Source organism: Sporosarcina sp. HYO08 (assembly GCF_001563475.1).
Classification (GTDB): domain Bacteria; phylum Bacillota; class Bacilli; order Bacillales_A; family Planococcaceae; genus Sporosarcina.
Genome location: NZ_LPUT01000023.1, coordinates 408,780 through 423,569, shown reverse-complemented (window position 1 = coordinate 423,569; position 14,790 = coordinate 408,780). Strand labels below are relative to the sequence as shown.

The 14,790-nt window shown below is 41.1% G+C and carries 16 protein-coding genes; all 16 read left to right on the top strand.

Annotation, left to right across the window (positions count from 1 at the left end; all coding sequences use genetic code 11):
- The first annotated feature begins 61 nt into the window (after positions 1 to 61).
- The 16 genes from AU377_RS09095 (at position 62) to folE (ending at position 14,752) form a co-directional block, all read left to right on the top strand.
- Entirely contained in the window at positions 62 to 841 is a 780-nt protein-coding gene (locus AU377_RS09095; protein ID WP_067407139.1) for a metallophosphoesterase, read from the top strand.
- A 26-nt stretch (positions 842 to 867) separates the two neighbouring features.
- A complete protein-coding gene (locus AU377_RS09090; RefSeq protein ID WP_067407137.1) occupies positions 868 to 1,842 on the top strand; it encodes a YpdA family putative bacillithiol disulfide reductase in 975 nt (324 codons plus the stop codon).
- A gap of 113 nt (positions 1,843 to 1,955) precedes the next feature.
- Entirely contained in the window at positions 1,956 to 2,624 is a 669-nt protein-coding gene (gene prsW / locus AU377_RS09085) for a glutamic-type intramembrane protease PrsW (RefSeq protein WP_067407136.1), read from the top strand.
- Positions 2,625 to 2,752: 128 nt separating this feature from the next.
- Positions 2,753 to 3,523, top strand: a complete 771-nt coding sequence (gene sleB, locus AU377_RS09080; protein ID WP_067407270.1) for a spore cortex-lytic enzyme — start codon at positions 2,753 to 2,755, stop codon at positions 3,521 to 3,523.
- A gap of 69 nt (positions 3,524 to 3,592) precedes the next feature.
- Complete coding sequence (locus AU377_RS09075; RefSeq protein ID WP_067407134.1) at positions 3,593 to 4,879, top strand: PepSY1/2 domain-containing protein; 1,287 nt, start codon at positions 3,593 to 3,595, stop codon at positions 4,877 to 4,879.
- A gap of 133 nt (positions 4,880 to 5,012) precedes the next feature.
- A complete protein-coding gene (locus AU377_RS09070) occupies positions 5,013 to 5,651 on the top strand; it encodes a flagellar brake protein (RefSeq protein ID WP_067407133.1) in 639 nt (212 codons plus the stop codon).
- 92 nt (positions 5,652 to 5,743) lie between these two features.
- Positions 5,744 to 6,421 carry a (d)CMP kinase gene (cmk, locus tag AU377_RS09065; RefSeq protein ID WP_067407132.1) on the top strand — a complete coding sequence of 226 codons (678 nt, stop codon included), beginning with the start codon at positions 5,744 to 5,746 and terminating at the stop codon, positions 6,419 to 6,421.
- The gene (locus tag AU377_RS09060) at positions 6,418 to 6,999 is read left to right on the top strand and encodes a 1-acyl-sn-glycerol-3-phosphate acyltransferase (RefSeq protein WP_067407131.1); all 582 of its coding nucleotides are present in this window, start codon (positions 6,418 to 6,420) and stop codon (positions 6,997 to 6,999) included. Before cmk ends, AU377_RS09060 begins: the two co-directional genes overlap by 4 nt.
- A gap of 80 nt (positions 7,000 to 7,079) precedes the next feature.
- Positions 7,080 to 8,222: a 30S ribosomal protein S1 gene (gene rpsA / locus AU377_RS09055; RefSeq protein ID WP_067407129.1), complete on the top strand. Its 1,143-nt coding sequence runs from the start codon at positions 7,080 to 7,082 to the stop codon at positions 8,220 to 8,222.
- Positions 8,223 to 8,391: 169 nt separating this feature from the next.
- Positions 8,392 to 9,699 (top strand): ribosome biogenesis GTPase Der, encoded by a 1,308-nt coding sequence (gene der / locus AU377_RS09050; protein ID WP_067407127.1) that lies wholly within the window; start codon positions 8,392 to 8,394, stop codon positions 9,697 to 9,699.
- A gap of 74 nt (positions 9,700 to 9,773) precedes the next feature.
- Positions 9,774 to 10,796 carry an NAD(P)H-dependent glycerol-3-phosphate dehydrogenase gene (locus tag AU377_RS09045; protein ID WP_067407125.1) on the top strand — a complete coding sequence of 341 codons (1,023 nt, stop codon included), beginning with the start codon at positions 9,774 to 9,776 and terminating at the stop codon, positions 10,794 to 10,796.
- Positions 10,797 to 10,866: 70 nt separating this feature from the next.
- Positions 10,867 to 11,073, top strand: a complete 207-nt coding sequence (locus AU377_RS09040; RefSeq protein WP_067407123.1) for a DUF2768 domain-containing protein — start codon at positions 10,867 to 10,869, stop codon at positions 11,071 to 11,073.
- A complete protein-coding gene (locus AU377_RS09035) occupies positions 11,070 to 11,783 on the top strand; it encodes a hypothetical protein (protein ID WP_067407122.1) in 714 nt (237 codons plus the stop codon). The genes AU377_RS09040 and AU377_RS09035 overlap by 4 nt, the downstream gene beginning before the upstream one ends.
- A gap of 84 nt (positions 11,784 to 11,867) precedes the next feature.
- Positions 11,868 to 13,346 carry a stage IV sporulation protein A gene (spoIVA, locus tag AU377_RS09030; protein WP_067407120.1) on the top strand — a complete coding sequence of 493 codons (1,479 nt, stop codon included), beginning with the start codon at positions 11,868 to 11,870 and terminating at the stop codon, positions 13,344 to 13,346.
- Positions 13,347 to 13,741: 395 nt separating this feature from the next.
- Positions 13,742 to 14,014 (top strand): HU family DNA-binding protein, encoded by a 273-nt coding sequence (locus tag AU377_RS09025; RefSeq protein ID WP_067407118.1) that lies wholly within the window; start codon positions 13,742 to 13,744, stop codon positions 14,012 to 14,014.
- A gap of 168 nt (positions 14,015 to 14,182) precedes the next feature.
- The gene (gene folE, locus AU377_RS09020) at positions 14,183 to 14,752 is read left to right on the top strand and encodes a GTP cyclohydrolase I FolE (protein ID WP_067407117.1); all 570 of its coding nucleotides are present in this window, start codon (positions 14,183 to 14,185) and stop codon (positions 14,750 to 14,752) included.
- Positions 14,753 to 14,790 lie beyond the last annotated feature (38 nt).

Sequence of the window (14,790 nt, the reverse complement as noted above, 5' to 3'; positions counted from 1 at the left end):
GTGTGCAAAGGTGCCTGGCTCTTCGTTCGGGGACGCCCCCTTTTCAAATGGAAGGTGGCGCATGATTACGTTTAAGAAAATAGTCTGGACATCTCTTTCTTTTATTTTTGGCTTTTTCCTTTTTATGTTCATCAATGCGAGAAAAAGAAATGTGATTACCCAGGAAATGATCATTGGAACAAGAAGTAAGCAAGCAAAAAAGCTGTCTGTCTTTTTCATTTCTGATATTCATCGACGAAAAATTGACGAGAAATTAGTTTCGAAAGTATTAAGCCAGGAAAAACCGGATGTTGTCATTGTTGGTGGGGATTTAGCGGAAAAGGGCGTCCCGTTAGCACGGATTGAACAGAATGTACAGCAACTTTCGGAGCTTGGACCGCTCTTTTACGTTTGGGGAAATAATGATCGGGAAGTAAGTGAACAGGCAATTCGAGACATTATGAAGCGCCGAGGCGGAAGCATTCTCGACAATGAAATCATGCAGATCCCAAAACATCCAAGTTGGGGAATTTGTGGAATAGATGATCCATCAAGCGGAAAGGTCGATATTGGAAAAGCAGTCCAGTATAGTGAGAATTATGAGAATATGATATTAGTAACACATAACCCATCATTATTCCGTAAAGTTTCCAATTATATACAGCCGGATTTAATGCTAGCCGGACACACACATGGCGGACAAATTCGAATTGGAAAGTTTGGACTTGCGGAAAAAGGAACATTCCAAGTGAATGAAGGATCTGGGCAGCTCATTAGTAACGGATATGGCACTTCCACATTGCCGCTTCGGCTCGGTGCCGATCCCGAATGTCATTTGATAACAATTATTTACGGTGGGTGAAGTTCATTAAAGGGGTGCAAGGTAACATGATTCAAAAAGATGTCATTATTGTTGGGGGAGGGCCCTGTGGTCTTTCAGCTGCGATTGAAATACAGAAACTAGGTTTGGATGTACTTGTCATTGAAAAAGGAAATATTGTGAATTCGATTTACAACTATCCCACTCATCAAACATTTTTCAGTTCAAGTATTAAATTGTCAATTGGGGATATCCCATTCATTACTGCGAAAGAAAAGCCAAAGCGGAACGATGCGCTCGTTTACTACCGCCACGTTGCAGAGGCAAAGGGAATATCAATCAACAGTTTTGAAAAAGTAGAAGATATTGTCAAACAATCAGAATACTTTCGCGTTGTGACGTCAAAAGCAGAATATGCTGCTAAAAAAGTAGTAGTTGCAACAGGTTATTATGATCAGCCGAATATGCTGAATGTTGAAGGTGAAGAATTGCCGCATGTTTTCCATTACTTTAAAGAAGCGCATCCATACTTTCAGCAACAGGTTGCGATCATCGGCGGGAAAAACTCTGCAATTGATGCTGCTATTGAATTAGTGCGGGCAGGTGCAGAAGTAACAGTCGTTTACCGTGGCTCTACCTATTCTCCCAGTATTAAACCTTGGATTTTACCAGAATTCGACAGTTTAGTACGAAGTGGGAAAATTAATATGCTGTTTAATGCGAATGTCGTCCGGATTACAGAGTCATCGGTTCTCATTGAGCAGGAAGAGAAAACTTTTATCGTTCCAAGTGATGCAGTATTCGCGATGATTGGCTATCATCCGGATTATTATTTCTTTGAAAAAATAGGCATTGAAATTGACTCGGAAACAGGTCAGCCGATTTTTAATGAAGAAACGATGGAAACGACTGTAGAAGGTCTTTATATTGCTGGTGTCATTGCAGCGGGCAATAATGCAAATAAAATTTTTATTGAAAATGGCCGATTCCATGGCGAACAAATTGCCCAATCGATCAAAGAAAAAAGAGCTATTGTGAAGTAAATGGAAAGCTGCCTAAAACGAATGTTAAATTTGGGCAGCTTTTTTGTCTGTTCCGTCATAGTTATAAGAGTAAATGATATAATGGGAAAGAATGGAAAAGGGGTGGGGAGCGGATGTTCATCTTGTTTACAGTAGCGATTGCGCCGGGATTGGCGTTATTTAGCTACTTTTATTTACGAAAACAAATTGCAAAAGAACCGTCGCGTATCCTTGTTCATACATTTATCTATGGAGCAGTCATGACATTCCCCATTCTATTTATCCAACATGTTTTCGAGGAAGAAAATATTTTTTTAAACTATTTCTTTCGTAACGTTATTTTTACGAGTGGGTTAGAAGAGTTTTTCAAATGGCTTATTCTCTTAATTGCGATTTTTAGACATGTGAAATTTGAAGATGCTTATGACGGTATTTTGTTTGGCGCAAGCGTGTCGCTTGGCTTTGCGACAGTTGAAAATATTATTTACTTACTTGCCTTTGGACTAGATACCGCATTTCTCCGCGCCCTCTTGCCAGTTTCCAGTCACGCATTGTTTGGCGTCGTAATGGGCTACTATTTTGGAAAAGCTAAATTTGCGGTCAAGAACAATCGGTTTATTCTTTTTGTTGCTTTTTTAGCCCCTTATAGCCTTCATCTGATCTATAATGGAATTCTTGCCTTCTCTGCTTTGTGGATTTATTTAATGGTCCCTTTTATGTTATTTCTATGGTGGTTTGGCCTATCGAGGGTCAAGCAGGCACATACTTTTGCGCTGCAACAATTTAGGCAGAAAGCGCAGTGAAATGAAAATGTAGAGTTACAGAGCTAATTCAAGATCTCTCACACTAGAGGTCTTTTTTTATTTTATAAAACAGAAAACTTTGGACAGACTATATCAAAAAGGAGGAATGAAATTTGAAAAAAGTAGTCATCCATTTGATGACCATTGTCCTTCTGCTAGGATGTGCATACATAACTTCACCGATCCAAATTGGTGCGTTTAGTGCACAGGAAATTGCACGTGGAGCAAAGGGCGATGACGTTATAGAATTGCAAGCAAGACTTCAATACATCGGTTATTATACTGGTTCTATTGATGGGAACTTCGGCTATGGAACCTATTGGGCACTAAGAAACTTTCAAGATCAATATGGCCTTCCAGTGGATGGGATTGCCGGAGCAAAAACAAAAAAGAAGCTTTCGGAAGTATCCAAATATGATGAGAAATTTGTAAAGGATAATTTAAACAAAGGCAATAAGTTTTCCCACTATGGGGGAAAACCATTGGCCAATCAAGTTTCAAAAGGTGCTGGCAAAAAAGAAAACACGCAATTACCATCAAAATACTCTGAACAAGACATTCAGTTAATGGCCAATGCTGTATACGGCGAGGCGCGAGGGGAACCGTATGAAGGACAAGTCGCAGTGGCAGCAGTCATTTTAAACCGAGTAGAACACCCCGACTTCCCGAACACGGTGAGCGGTGTCATTTTCCAACCGCTTGCGTTCACTGCAGTCGCTGATGGACAAATATGGCTTACACCAAATGAGCGGGCAAAAGAGGCTGTACTAGATGCGATTAACGGCTGGGACCCGTCAGAAAATGCCATTTACTATTTTAATCCGATAACGGCAACGAGCAAATGGATTTGGTCAAGACCGCAAATCAAGAAAATTGGACTGCATATCTTTTGTAGTTAAACCGCGGAAGGGAGGATATGCGAAAATTACCGGGTAGCCATCATCTCTCGGCAATGTTTTGCTCTACTTATGAAAAAAGTCATTTTTGTATTATCTTACGCGCTTGTCGCGTTAGCTATTTTTTCTTACGGGAAAGTAAAAGAAAATGAAAGCTTGTCAATCGCATTAAGCGGCCAATATGCAAATCATATGGCGGATGCTTCTGAAAAACTGAGCGCACTTGATACAGCAGTAAAGAAAACATTATTATTCAATGAGGCGGAAGGGTCTTCAAAAGCACGTGAAGATATTTGGCGATTATCGGCAGATATTCAAAGTTCCGTTGCTTCGCTGCCGATAGATCCAAGTTTTTCTACCTCTTGGATGAATTATTTAAGCAGACTAGGGAACTATGCAAAAGAAAATGACAATATAACGAATCATCAGGAGTATCACAAAGTCATGTCTCAAGCATCCAACAACCTTTCAGCGATGGCAGAAGAATGGGAGGTTGCTACAAATGGGATGGTTGGCGGAAGACTAACAATGGATGAGTGGCGCAGAAAGTTGGATGCCGAACATTCAGGTCATGACTGGAAGAAAATGGGGACTACCGTTAAACAATATACAGAAAGCGACTTTCCGTTAACTGCAAGTGAGTCTGATTCTATGAAGAAAAAAGATTTACGGGATATGAAAGATGAAAAAGTAACAAAAGAACAAGCAATTGAGCGTTTTAAACAGTTATTTCCGAATGTATCAAATGAAGTCGTCGGTGTGGAAATGAGTAAACCGGGATCACCCTATCCTTTTTACCATATTCGTTTCGCGGAAAATCAATCCGTCAGCTACATTGACATTACTGAAAAAGGGGGACATGTCCTATCCTATCTTTCAGAAAGACCATTTGGTAAAGAGGTTTTGCCTTTTGAAGAAATTAAGCAAAAAACGGAAACATTTTTAAAAAATGCAGGGTATAAAGATGTCGTTTACGAGGAGGCTCGGGAAAACGATACGTCTTGGCATTTGGTCTATGTTCGGATTGAACCGGAATATAAAGCAAAAGTGTTTTCAGATGTTATTCATTTGAAAGTAGCGAAGGATAATGGACAAATTGTAGGATTAGATGCATCAGAATACATCCGTAAAGAAAAGACAGCACCACAGCCTATGGTACAAATCGATTGGAATACATTTTTCCATTCAGGCGTTCATATTGCAGAAAACGAACTCGCTTATGTTGAAAATGATCGACTGGAACAACGTCTGGCGCATTATTTAACAGTCACGATGGACGAAAATGGAAAAGTCGGCACTTATGCAGTGATCGTTGATACGGAAACCAAAGAAGTGATCAAAACCGAGAAGTTAAAATAAGAGAAACCCCTATCATGAGAATGACTCCCCGCTTTTGTTTTATTAACGAAGCGGGGTTCTTGTTATCTGACGATTGGAATATTTATCCTACCATGTCATAATAAAGGGAAAAGCAGGCTGGTGGTGATGGAAAATGCTTTCAATTGGATCTATCATTTCATTAGTGACTCATGATCAAGATGAAAAAAAGCATTATAAAAGTAAAGTCGTTGACTTAGGGGATCAATGCTTTATGATTGATTATCCGATTCAAGTCGATACTGGAAGGACAGCTTTTATGACAAACGGAACGGAGATAACCGCAACATTTACGGATGATCAAAAAGATTCTTTTCAGTTTGACACAAAAATTATTGGTCGTTTGAAGCAGCAAATTCCCATGTTAACTTTATTTTACCCGGGAAATGATAAGCTTAATAAAATTCAACGACGTGAATATGTTAGAGTAGAAACGCCAGTTGATGTTGCGGTCAAATACGACGACTCGTATGAACAATTTGTTGCAAAAGACATAAGCGGAGGCGGGATTGCCTTAATTCTTCGGGATGGTGCTTCGTTTTCGGTCTTTGAACAAATTGAGTTAACGATCGTACTGCCATTTCCAAATGATGAAATCGAATATGTTCAGACCAAGGGTAGTGTTGTTCGGGTCGTTGAAAAAGATGGACGGACAATTGCCCCCATTCAATTTGATGAGATAAAAGAGGACGAACGTCAACTAATCATTCGCTTTTGTTTTTTGCGTCAGCTGCAATTACGAAACGAAAAATAGAAAATGAATCGGGAAAAGTCTACTCTAGGAGGACTTTTCCCTTTTCTATATGTTACAATATTTTCGACTTGACAACGGGGGTAGATGAAGAAATGTCAAAAGGTATTCAAATCGCAATCGATGGACCTGCGGCAGCCGGAAAAAGTACGATAGCGAAAATAACGGCTGAGAAACTTGGATTTACGTACATTGATACGGGTGCAATGTATCGTGCATTAACGCATAAGGCGTTGCTTGAAAACATAGATACTACTAACGGTGAACAAATGGCGAATTTGCTTCTTAAGACGGAAATTGTATTACATCCTTCTCAAGATGGACAGCGTGTTGTTTTAGATGGACAGGATGTATCTGAGGCGATTCGTTCCCGGGAAGTTACAGAAAAAGTTTCGCTAGTTGCTTCACATAACGGGGTTCGAAAACAAATGGTGGAAAATCAGCGCCTCTTGGCAGCTCAAACAAATGTTGTCATGGACGGAAGAGACATCGGGACAGACGTGCTTCCAAATGCTGATTTAAAAGTATTCATGACTGCAACGGCCGAAGAAAGAGCGAAAAGACGCTTTTTAGAAAATGAAAAAAGAGGGATTTCAACACCACTTGAACAATTGACTGCTGAAATTATAAAAAGAGATCAGATAGATTCGGAGAGAGCGGTGTCGCCGCTAAGACAGGCGGCGGACGCAATACGCATTGACACGACTTTTATGACAATTGAAGAAGTGGCCGAGCGCATTAAAGAACTTGCCGAAGAGAGGGTTCGTCGATGAATTTATATCCATTTGGCAAAGCGCTATGCAGTTTGATATTTTCTCCGCTGTATAGAATTCAGGTCATTGGCAAGGAAAATTTCCCGAAAGAAGGGGGTGTTCTTCTTTGTTCGAATCATATTTCTAACGTAGACCCGCCTGTAGTTGGCCTTACAAGTCCTAGAACGGTTCATTTTATGGCAAAAGAAGAACTATTTCATGTTCCGGTCTTAAAGAACATCTTGCCGAATGTAAATGCGTTCCCGGTTAAAAGAGGAATGAGTGACCGAGAGGCATTTAGAACAGCATTAAAGCTTTTACGAAACGGGGAAGTAGTTGGACTTTTTCCGGAAGGAACAAGGAGTAAAAGCGGAGAGCTCGGAAAAGGGCTGGCAGGTGCTGGTTTTTTTGCGCTCAAAGGAAATGCCCATGTCATGCCATGTGCGATTATTGGTCCGTACAAGCCGTTTAAAAAATTAAAGGTTGTCTATGGAAAACCACTGGATGTAACGTCTTATCGTGAACAAAAAGCGTCTGCCGAAGAAGTCACAGCAGCGATCATGGATGAAATACGCAAGTTAATTGAACAAAATAAATGAATCCTCAAGGGTAATTTTTTGTTTTTATGAATAGATTCGCATAATATAGAAGTAGGATTCTTTATGGAGGAGGACTACATATGACTGAAGAGTTGAATTTGGAAAATGAAAACGTCTACAGTGAAGGAGATCGTGTTACCGGAAAAGTAATAAAAATTGAAGATAAATCGGTAACGGTTGAAATTAGTGGGGCGCCATATGACGGGGTGATTCCGATCAGTGAGTTGTCTAGCCTTCACATTGAAAAAGCTTCAGATGTCGTTGAAGTTGGCGATGAGCTCGACTTAATGATTATGAAAGTTGAAGAAGGCAATTATGTTTTATCCAAACGAAAAGTCGATGCAGAAAATGCATGGGGTTCGTTGGAAGAGAAATTTAATAACCAAGAAACCGTTGAAACAGAAGTAAAAGATGTTGTAAAAGGCGGTTTAGTTGTCGACTTGGGCGTACGAGGTTTTATCCCTGCATCGCTTGTTGAAGATTATTTCGTTGAATCATTTGATGAGTACAAAGGAAAAACGATGACATTTAAAATCGTTGAAATGGACAAAGAGAAAAATCGTCTCATCCTTTCACATCGCGCAGTCGTTCAAGAGGAAAAAGCAGCGAAAAAAGGTGAAGTGTTAGAAGGCTTAAAAGAGGGGCAAGTACTTGAAGGTGTTGTCCAAAGACTTGCATCATTCGGTGCTTTTGTTGACATCGGCGGTGTAGATGGACTTGTCCACATTTCTCAATTATCTCACGAGCATGTTGAAAAAGTTTCGGACGTGTTAAAAGAAGGAGATCAGGTTACGGTTAAAGTTTTATCAGTTGACCGCGATTCAGAAAGAATCTCTTTATCCATTAAAGAAACCCTTCCCGGACCGTGGGAAGGGATCGAGGAGAAAGCACCAAAAGGTTCAACGCTTGAAGGAACTGTTAAGCGTCTTGTCTCGTATGGTGCATTTGTTGAAGTATTCCCTAGTGTTGAAGGACTTGTCCACATCTCTCGTATCTCCCACAAACATATCGGTACACCGCATGAAGTGTTGGAGGAAGGACAGACAGTCAACGTGAAGGTTCTTGATGTGAATGCGGATGAAAAGCGTCTTTCATTGAGCATTAAGGATCTGATCGAAAAAGAAGTTGACAGTTCTTTTTCGGATTATGAAATGCCGGAAGAAGCGTCTGGTTTTTCATTAAGTGATGTCATTGGTGATCAGCTCAAAAAATTCACGAAATAATAGTAGCTGTCATAATTGGTACATGGTGATGGTGCTTTAACGGGCATCATCATCTTTTTTTGGGGTATTTATGTTTGAACCCTTACGTAAGGACATAAACTTGCCTTACAGGAATAACGCCCGGCCATTCATCACCGGGCGGTTTGTGTAAGTTGAAAGGATGTTAATGATGACAAAACCAACAGTTGCAATTGTCGGTAGACCTAATGTCGGTAAATCGACTATTTTTAATCGAATCGTTGGCGAAAGAATTTCAATTGTAGAAGACGTTGCCGGTGTTACGCGAGATCGAATTTATAGCTCCGCAGATTGGCTGACGCATGAATTTAATGTAATTGATACAGGTGGCATTGACATTGGAGACGAGCCATTTTTAGAGCAAATCCGTTTGCAGGCGGAAATTGCGATCGACGAGGCCGATGTTATCATCTTTCTCGTAAACGGCCGCGAAGGTGTCACGGATGCCGACGAACAAGTTGCTAAAATTTTATATAAAACAAAGAAGCCTGTCGTACTCGCTGTCAATAAAATCGACAACCCCGATATGCGCGATATGATCTATGACTTTTACTCGCTCGGTTTTGGTGATCCATACCCTATTTCGGGTTCCCATGGGATCGGACTCGGTGATTTACTCGATGCGGTAGCGGCACATTTTAAAACAGGTGAAGAAGAGATAGAAGATGACGTCATTCGCTTTTCTTTGATCGGTCGTCCGAATGTTGGAAAATCTTCTCTCGTGAATGCATTGTTGGGAGAAGAGCGTGCAATTGTTAGTAACGTAGCGGGCACGACAACTGATGCAGTCGATACGGCTTACGAATTTGAAGGACAAAAATATAAAATTATTGATACGGCTGGTATGCGTAAAAAAGGAAAAGTGTATGAGAACGTTGAAAAATATAGTGTACTGCGTGCTCTCAAAGCGATTGACCGTTCAGATGTTGTTTTAATCGTCTTGAACGGCGAAGAGGGGATTCGTGAGCAGGACAAGCGCATCGCCGGTTATGCAGAAGAAGCTGGGAAAGGTGTCCTGATCGTTGTCAATAAATGGGATGCCGTAGAAAAAGATGATAAAACAATGAATCAGTTTACAACATCTATTCGTGAAAACTTCCAATTTCTCGATTATGCACCGATTGCTTTCGTTTCTGCCAAAACAAAACAAAGAGTCAAAAGCCTTTTCGATTCCATTCAGATGATTAGTGAAAACCACGCGCTGCGCATCCAATCGAGTGTGTTGAATGAGGTCATTGAGGATGCAGTTGCAAGAAACCCAGCGCCAACTGATAAGGGCAGAAGATTACGCTTGTATTACACGACGCAAGTAGCTGTGAAGCCGCCGACATTTGTCGTCTTTGTCAATGATCCTGAATTGATGCATTTTTCATATGAGCGCTTTTTACAAAACCGTCTAAGGGAAGCATTTGGTTTTGAAGGAACACCGATCCGAATCATCACGCGTGCCAGAAGCTAACTATAAGCAGAAAATTGGACGTGATTACGCAAAGGCGTAATGGATTGGACCGAGGACGAGATTGGAGAATTCAAATGAAAAAAATTACTGTTATTGGAGCAGGAAGCTGGGGAACAGCTAATGCGTTTGTTCTTGCAGAAAATGATCATGACTGTTTAATTTGGGCAAGACGTCCGGAACAGGCCGCAGAAATAAATGAAATGCATACAAACAGTGCTTACCTGCCAGGGATTACTTTGCCCAAAAACTTAAGAGCAACCTCGAACTTGGAGGAAGCGGCAATGCATGGTGATATGCTTGTGATTGCTGTTCCGACGAAAGGGATTCGCGAAGTATGCAGGCAATTGAATGGCATGGCTTTGAATAAGAAACTTATCGTCCATGTCTCTAAAGGAATTGAACCAGATTCGCTGAACCGGATTTCGGAAATGATCGCAGAAGAGATTGATCCGAAGAAAAGAAAAGCGATTGTCGCGCTTTCAGGTCCGAGCCATGCGGAAGAAGTTGTACTTAGACATCCAACTACGATCACCGCAGCCTCGACGGATCTGGAGGCTGCACAAGAAGTACAGGACGCTTTTATGAACCACTACTTCAGAATCTATACGAATAATGATATGATGGGTGTTGAAATTGGCGCCGCATTAAAAAATGTCATTGCACTGGCTGCTGGTATTTCCGATGGTCTAGGCTACGGAGACAATGCAAAGGCAGCGCTTATTACGAGGGGTCTGGCGGAAATTACACGTCTAGGCGCCAAGATGGGTGCGAATCCTTTGACGTTTTCAGGTTTAACGGGTCTAGGAGATCTGATCGTTACTTGTACAAGCGTCCATTCTAGAAACTGGCGGGCGGGTAACATGCTTGGAAAAGGAAAAAGTTTGGCCGAGGTAGAGTCCGGCATGGGCATGGTCATAGAAGGTGTCAGAACGACGAAAGCAGCCCATCAACTTGCCCGGCGGTACGATGTGGAAATGCCGTTGACGGAAGCGCTCCATGCAATATTATTTGAAAATATCCCTCCAAAAGACGCTGTGGATAAATTGATGAGAAGATTGAAAAAACAAGAAGTTGAGGATCTATTTGGAAACGAGTAATTATATACCTTTTATTCTGATATTAAAATGAGACAAAAGATTTTTGTGACAATTGAAAGGATGACTCACTTTGTCCGCAATGGATAAAATGTGGCTCTCATTTTATGCGATGGGATTCATGGCCATATCTATGGGTCTCATCTACGTGAGCCGCCACAAGATTAACAATCGATTGATTAAGTTTCTATTTGCCCTTGTCGCTTGGATCCTGCTTATTATTGCATTTTTTGCAATGATTTACCTTGTCTTTAATGGACCAACAGGAGGGGCATCATGACATTTTCAAAATACAAGTTTAGCTTCTTTCTCAGTGTACTATTGCTATTTATCTTATCCGGATGTATGTACCCGGGGGATGATCAAATGAGTCAGCAAACGCCGTATGCAGACCAGCTGGAGGCCGTTCAAAAAGCGGTAGATGCATACAAAGAAAATACAAGCGGCATGCTGCCGATTAAGACTAAAGAAGCGTCAACAGACATATTTATTAAATATCCGATTGAGTTTTCTAAGATTGTGCCGGCTTACACAGAGAAAATTCCAAGCAATGCCTATGAAACTGGTGGAATTTATCAATATGTACTTCTGGACGTTGAGGAAAATCCTACAGTAAAACTTGTGGATCTTCGGGCGGCAGAACGTATTCGTGAATTAAATTTAAGAAAAAACGTGAATAATTCTGTGCCGTTTAAAGAAGCGGTAGGGCAAAATGTATATGAGGTTGATTTTGAAAAGATGGGCTTTAAAAGTCCGGTCACTGTGCCGAGCCCTTATTCGGATGTTCAATTACCAATTGTTATTGCTGGTGACGGCAATTTTTACGTAGACTACACCATTGATTTGAGCCGGGCTTTACGTGAGAAAAATCCTGACGTTACACAAGGCGAGGATATTCGATTCCTATTATCTGACGATTATCCGATCGTACCTGCCTACTCTTTGCCGTATACTATAAATGAAAACAATGAACCTATTTTTCTGAAATAATATGAAAAAACGTTTCATGCTTGGGCATGAAACGTTTTTCTTTTACATAAACTATTATGCGCAGAAAAGGAGGACGATGGAGCAATGAAAGAAGAATTGTATGAAAACCTCGCTAGACGTACAGATGGTGATATTTATATTGGTGTGGTGGGCCCTGTCCGTGTAGGGAAGTCAACATTCGTAAAAAGGGTCATGGAAGAAGTCGTCATTCCAAATATGACGGATGCTTCTGATCGGGTTCGTGCGCAGGATGAGCTGCCTCAAAGCTCGCCTGGGCCAGTGATAATGACATCGGAACCCAAATTTGTACCCGCACAAGGAACACAAGTTTCGGTAGGGGATGGCGACCTAAATTTCCAAATCCGCCTCGCTGACTGTGTAGGTTATGTAATTGATGGTGTAAAGGGTTATGAGGATGAAGAGGGACCGAAATATGTCCATACACCATGGCATAATGAACCTGTACCATTCGAAGAGGCGGCTCGAATCGGAACAGATAAAGTCATCCGAGACCATTCAACAATCGGGATTCTTGTGACGACGGACGGAACCGTGAATAATATTCCGCGCGCTGCCGCCGAAGTAGCCGAGGTTGAAATTATTAATAAATTAAAGGATATTGGTAAACCGTTTGTCATCGTGTTAAATTCGAAAATGCCTGCGCACGCTAGAACAGTCGCTTTAAAACAAGAATTGCATGAAACGTATGGTGTGCCGGTTATTGCCATCAGTGCCGATCAATTAAACGCTCAAGAAATTCAGCTTATTTTAAAAGAGGCATTATATGAATTCCCGATTTCTGATATCGATTTACAAAAGCCGGATTGGATGGACGTGCTCGGCAGTGAGCATGAATTGAATGCAAATATCGATCGTGTTATCCAAGAAGGATTTTTGGAAGTGTCAAAAATACGGAAAGTGCAGGAGCTTGCTGAAAGGTTAAGAGACGAAAAATATGTTCGGAACGCCGAAGTGATTGAAGTCGATGCAGGAAAAGGAAAAGCCACGGTGAAAATCGATATGGATGAAGAGGCATTTCGTGAAGTGTGCGAAAGTATTATGGGGCAAGAAATCGGAACGAAAAAAGATTGGCTATTATTCGTCCAAGAAGCTGCTAAAGCAAAGAGATCGTATGAGCTTTACTCGGAAGCAATTGAAACAGCAAAAACGCAAGGGTATGGCGTTGCCCTTCCGACAATTGCTGATTTTAATCCAACACCTCCAGAACTAATTAAGGAAAATAATTTCTTTGGTGTTCGGATGAAAGCCACAGCGCCTTCTTTGCATATTATTCGGGTTGACATGGAAGCAGAATTCTCGCCGCTCATCGGTTCGGAATTCCACAGCCATCATTTACTGAAAGAGTTGAAAAACTCGTACTTACACGACCGAGAAGCACTTTGGGAAACACAACTTTTCGGCACACCGCTTCATGAAGTGATGAAAGAAAGCATTCGCTTTAAAACAGCATCTGTTCCAGCCAACGCCCGCAAACGTTTACGGGAAACGATTGAGCAAATGGTCAATGATGGAAACAAAGGCATGATTACATTTATAGTATAAATAGCATAAAGGCAGATGAAGAAAGTAGTTGTTTTCTTCATCTGCCTTTCTATGTTCTGAAAGGTTAGAAAATATGACAAAAACGTATCGTTATTAGGTTTTAACTTGGAAAAAAGGGTAATAATAGATAAAAGTGCATGATAATGGAAAAAAACACGATAATATTGTTGCACCGCGGTTTTTCTTATGATACTCTTTTTACAGTAATGAAGCTTTAACTTCATACGGCAATAGTCATCAAGCTGTTTCTAGCGGTGAATGCACTTGCCAATCTTAGTAATTAAAAAGTAGATGATATGAGGTTAAACCCTCTGTGATCGTCGCGGATATGTTTATGGCGTAAATAGACAGAGGCTTTAATTGATCAACATCCCCTTTGAGAGGAGGTGAATGGTGTGAATAAAACAGAATTGATTAACTCTGTAGCTGAAGCAGCTGGCCTTACAAAGAAAGATGCTACAAAAGCTGTTGAAGCGGTATTCGATACGATCCAGTCGGCTCTTGCAAAGGGTGAGAAAGTGCAGTTGATCGGCTTCGGAAACTTCGAAGTTCGTGAGCGCGCAGCACGTAAAGGACGTAATCCTCAGTCAGGGGAAGAAATCGAAATTGCAGCAAGCAAAGTTCCTGCATTTAAAGCAGGTAAAGCACTAAAAGACGCTGTTAAATAATTAAACTTACATAGGAGCCCTTCCGCTAGATCTTAACTGAGATCTAAGGAAGGGCTCCTTTATGTTGAAATACTGTACATTCGTCTCCAAGTCCTGTACGGAAGGGGTTGAATATGCTACTATTCTTGTTGGAATAGCTTTAATTCCGATTAGGGAGGATTACGTACGATGAGAGAATTCGATTATGAAAAAATAGAGACAGCAGTCACAATGATTCTTGAAGCGATTGGAGAAGATCCTTCGCGGGAAGGGCTGCTTGATACACCTAAACGAGTTGCAAAAATGTATGCGGAAGCATTTGAAGGATTGAACAAAGATCCACGTGAATACTTCGAGACAATTTTTCATGAAAATCATGATGAAGTCGTGCTTGTGAAAGATATTCCCTTCCATTCGATGTGCGAGCATCATCTTGTACCGTTTTTTGGGCATGCGCATGTCGCATACATCCCACGGGACGGTGTAGTTGCTGGTCTTAGTAAACTAGCGAGAGCTGTTGAAACGACAGCGAGAAGACCGCAACTGCAAGAGCGAATTACATCAACGGTTGCCGAGGCAATAATGGATATGCTCAATCCAATCGGTGTCTATATCGTAATTGAAGCTGAACATATGTGCATGACAATGCGCGGTATTAAAAAACCAGGTGCAAAAACAGTCACAACTGTGGCGCGTGGAATTTACGAACATGATGATGTGAAACGTGCTGAAATATTATCACTGATTAAGATGCACTGATGTTTTTGCGGGCAGTTCCTTTTCTATGATATGATGGA

What these genes read in the sequence shown, in the direction of transcription:
- AU377_RS09095 (WP_067407139.1), top strand. Translation starts at nt 62, where the DNA reads ATGATTACGTTTAAGAAAATAGTCTGGACATCTCTTTCTTTTATTTTT.
- AU377_RS09090 (WP_067407137.1), top strand. Translation starts at nt 868, where the DNA reads ATGATTCAAAAAGATGTCATTATTGTTGGGGGAGGGCCCTGTGGTCTT.
- prsW (WP_067407136.1), top strand. Translation starts at nt 1,956, where the DNA reads ATGTTCATCTTGTTTACAGTAGCGATTGCGCCGGGATTGGCGTTATTT.
- AU377_RS09075 (WP_067407134.1), top strand. Translation starts at nt 3,593, where the DNA reads ATGAAAAAAGTCATTTTTGTATTATCTTACGCGCTTGTCGCGTTAGCT.
- AU377_RS09070 (WP_067407133.1), top strand. Translation starts at nt 5,013, where the DNA reads ATGCTTTCAATTGGATCTATCATTTCATTAGTGACTCATGATCAAGAT.
- cmk (WP_067407132.1), top strand. Translation starts at nt 5,744, where the DNA reads ATGTCAAAAGGTATTCAAATCGCAATCGATGGACCTGCGGCAGCCGGA.
- AU377_RS09060 (WP_067407131.1), top strand. Translation starts at nt 6,418, where the DNA reads ATGAATTTATATCCATTTGGCAAAGCGCTATGCAGTTTGATATTTTCT.
- rpsA (WP_067407129.1), top strand. Translation starts at nt 7,080, where the DNA reads ATGACTGAAGAGTTGAATTTGGAAAATGAAAACGTCTACAGTGAAGGA.
- der (WP_067407127.1), top strand. Translation starts at nt 8,392, where the DNA reads ATGACAAAACCAACAGTTGCAATTGTCGGTAGACCTAATGTCGGTAAA.
- AU377_RS09045 (WP_067407125.1), top strand. Translation starts at nt 9,774, where the DNA reads ATGAAAAAAATTACTGTTATTGGAGCAGGAAGCTGGGGAACAGCTAAT.
- AU377_RS09035 (WP_067407122.1), top strand. Translation starts at nt 11,070, where the DNA reads ATGACATTTTCAAAATACAAGTTTAGCTTCTTTCTCAGTGTACTATTG.
- spoIVA (WP_067407120.1), top strand. Translation starts at nt 11,868, where the DNA reads ATGAAAGAAGAATTGTATGAAAACCTCGCTAGACGTACAGATGGTGAT.
- folE (WP_067407117.1), top strand. Translation starts at nt 14,183, where the DNA reads ATGAGAGAATTCGATTATGAAAAAATAGAGACAGCAGTCACAATGATT.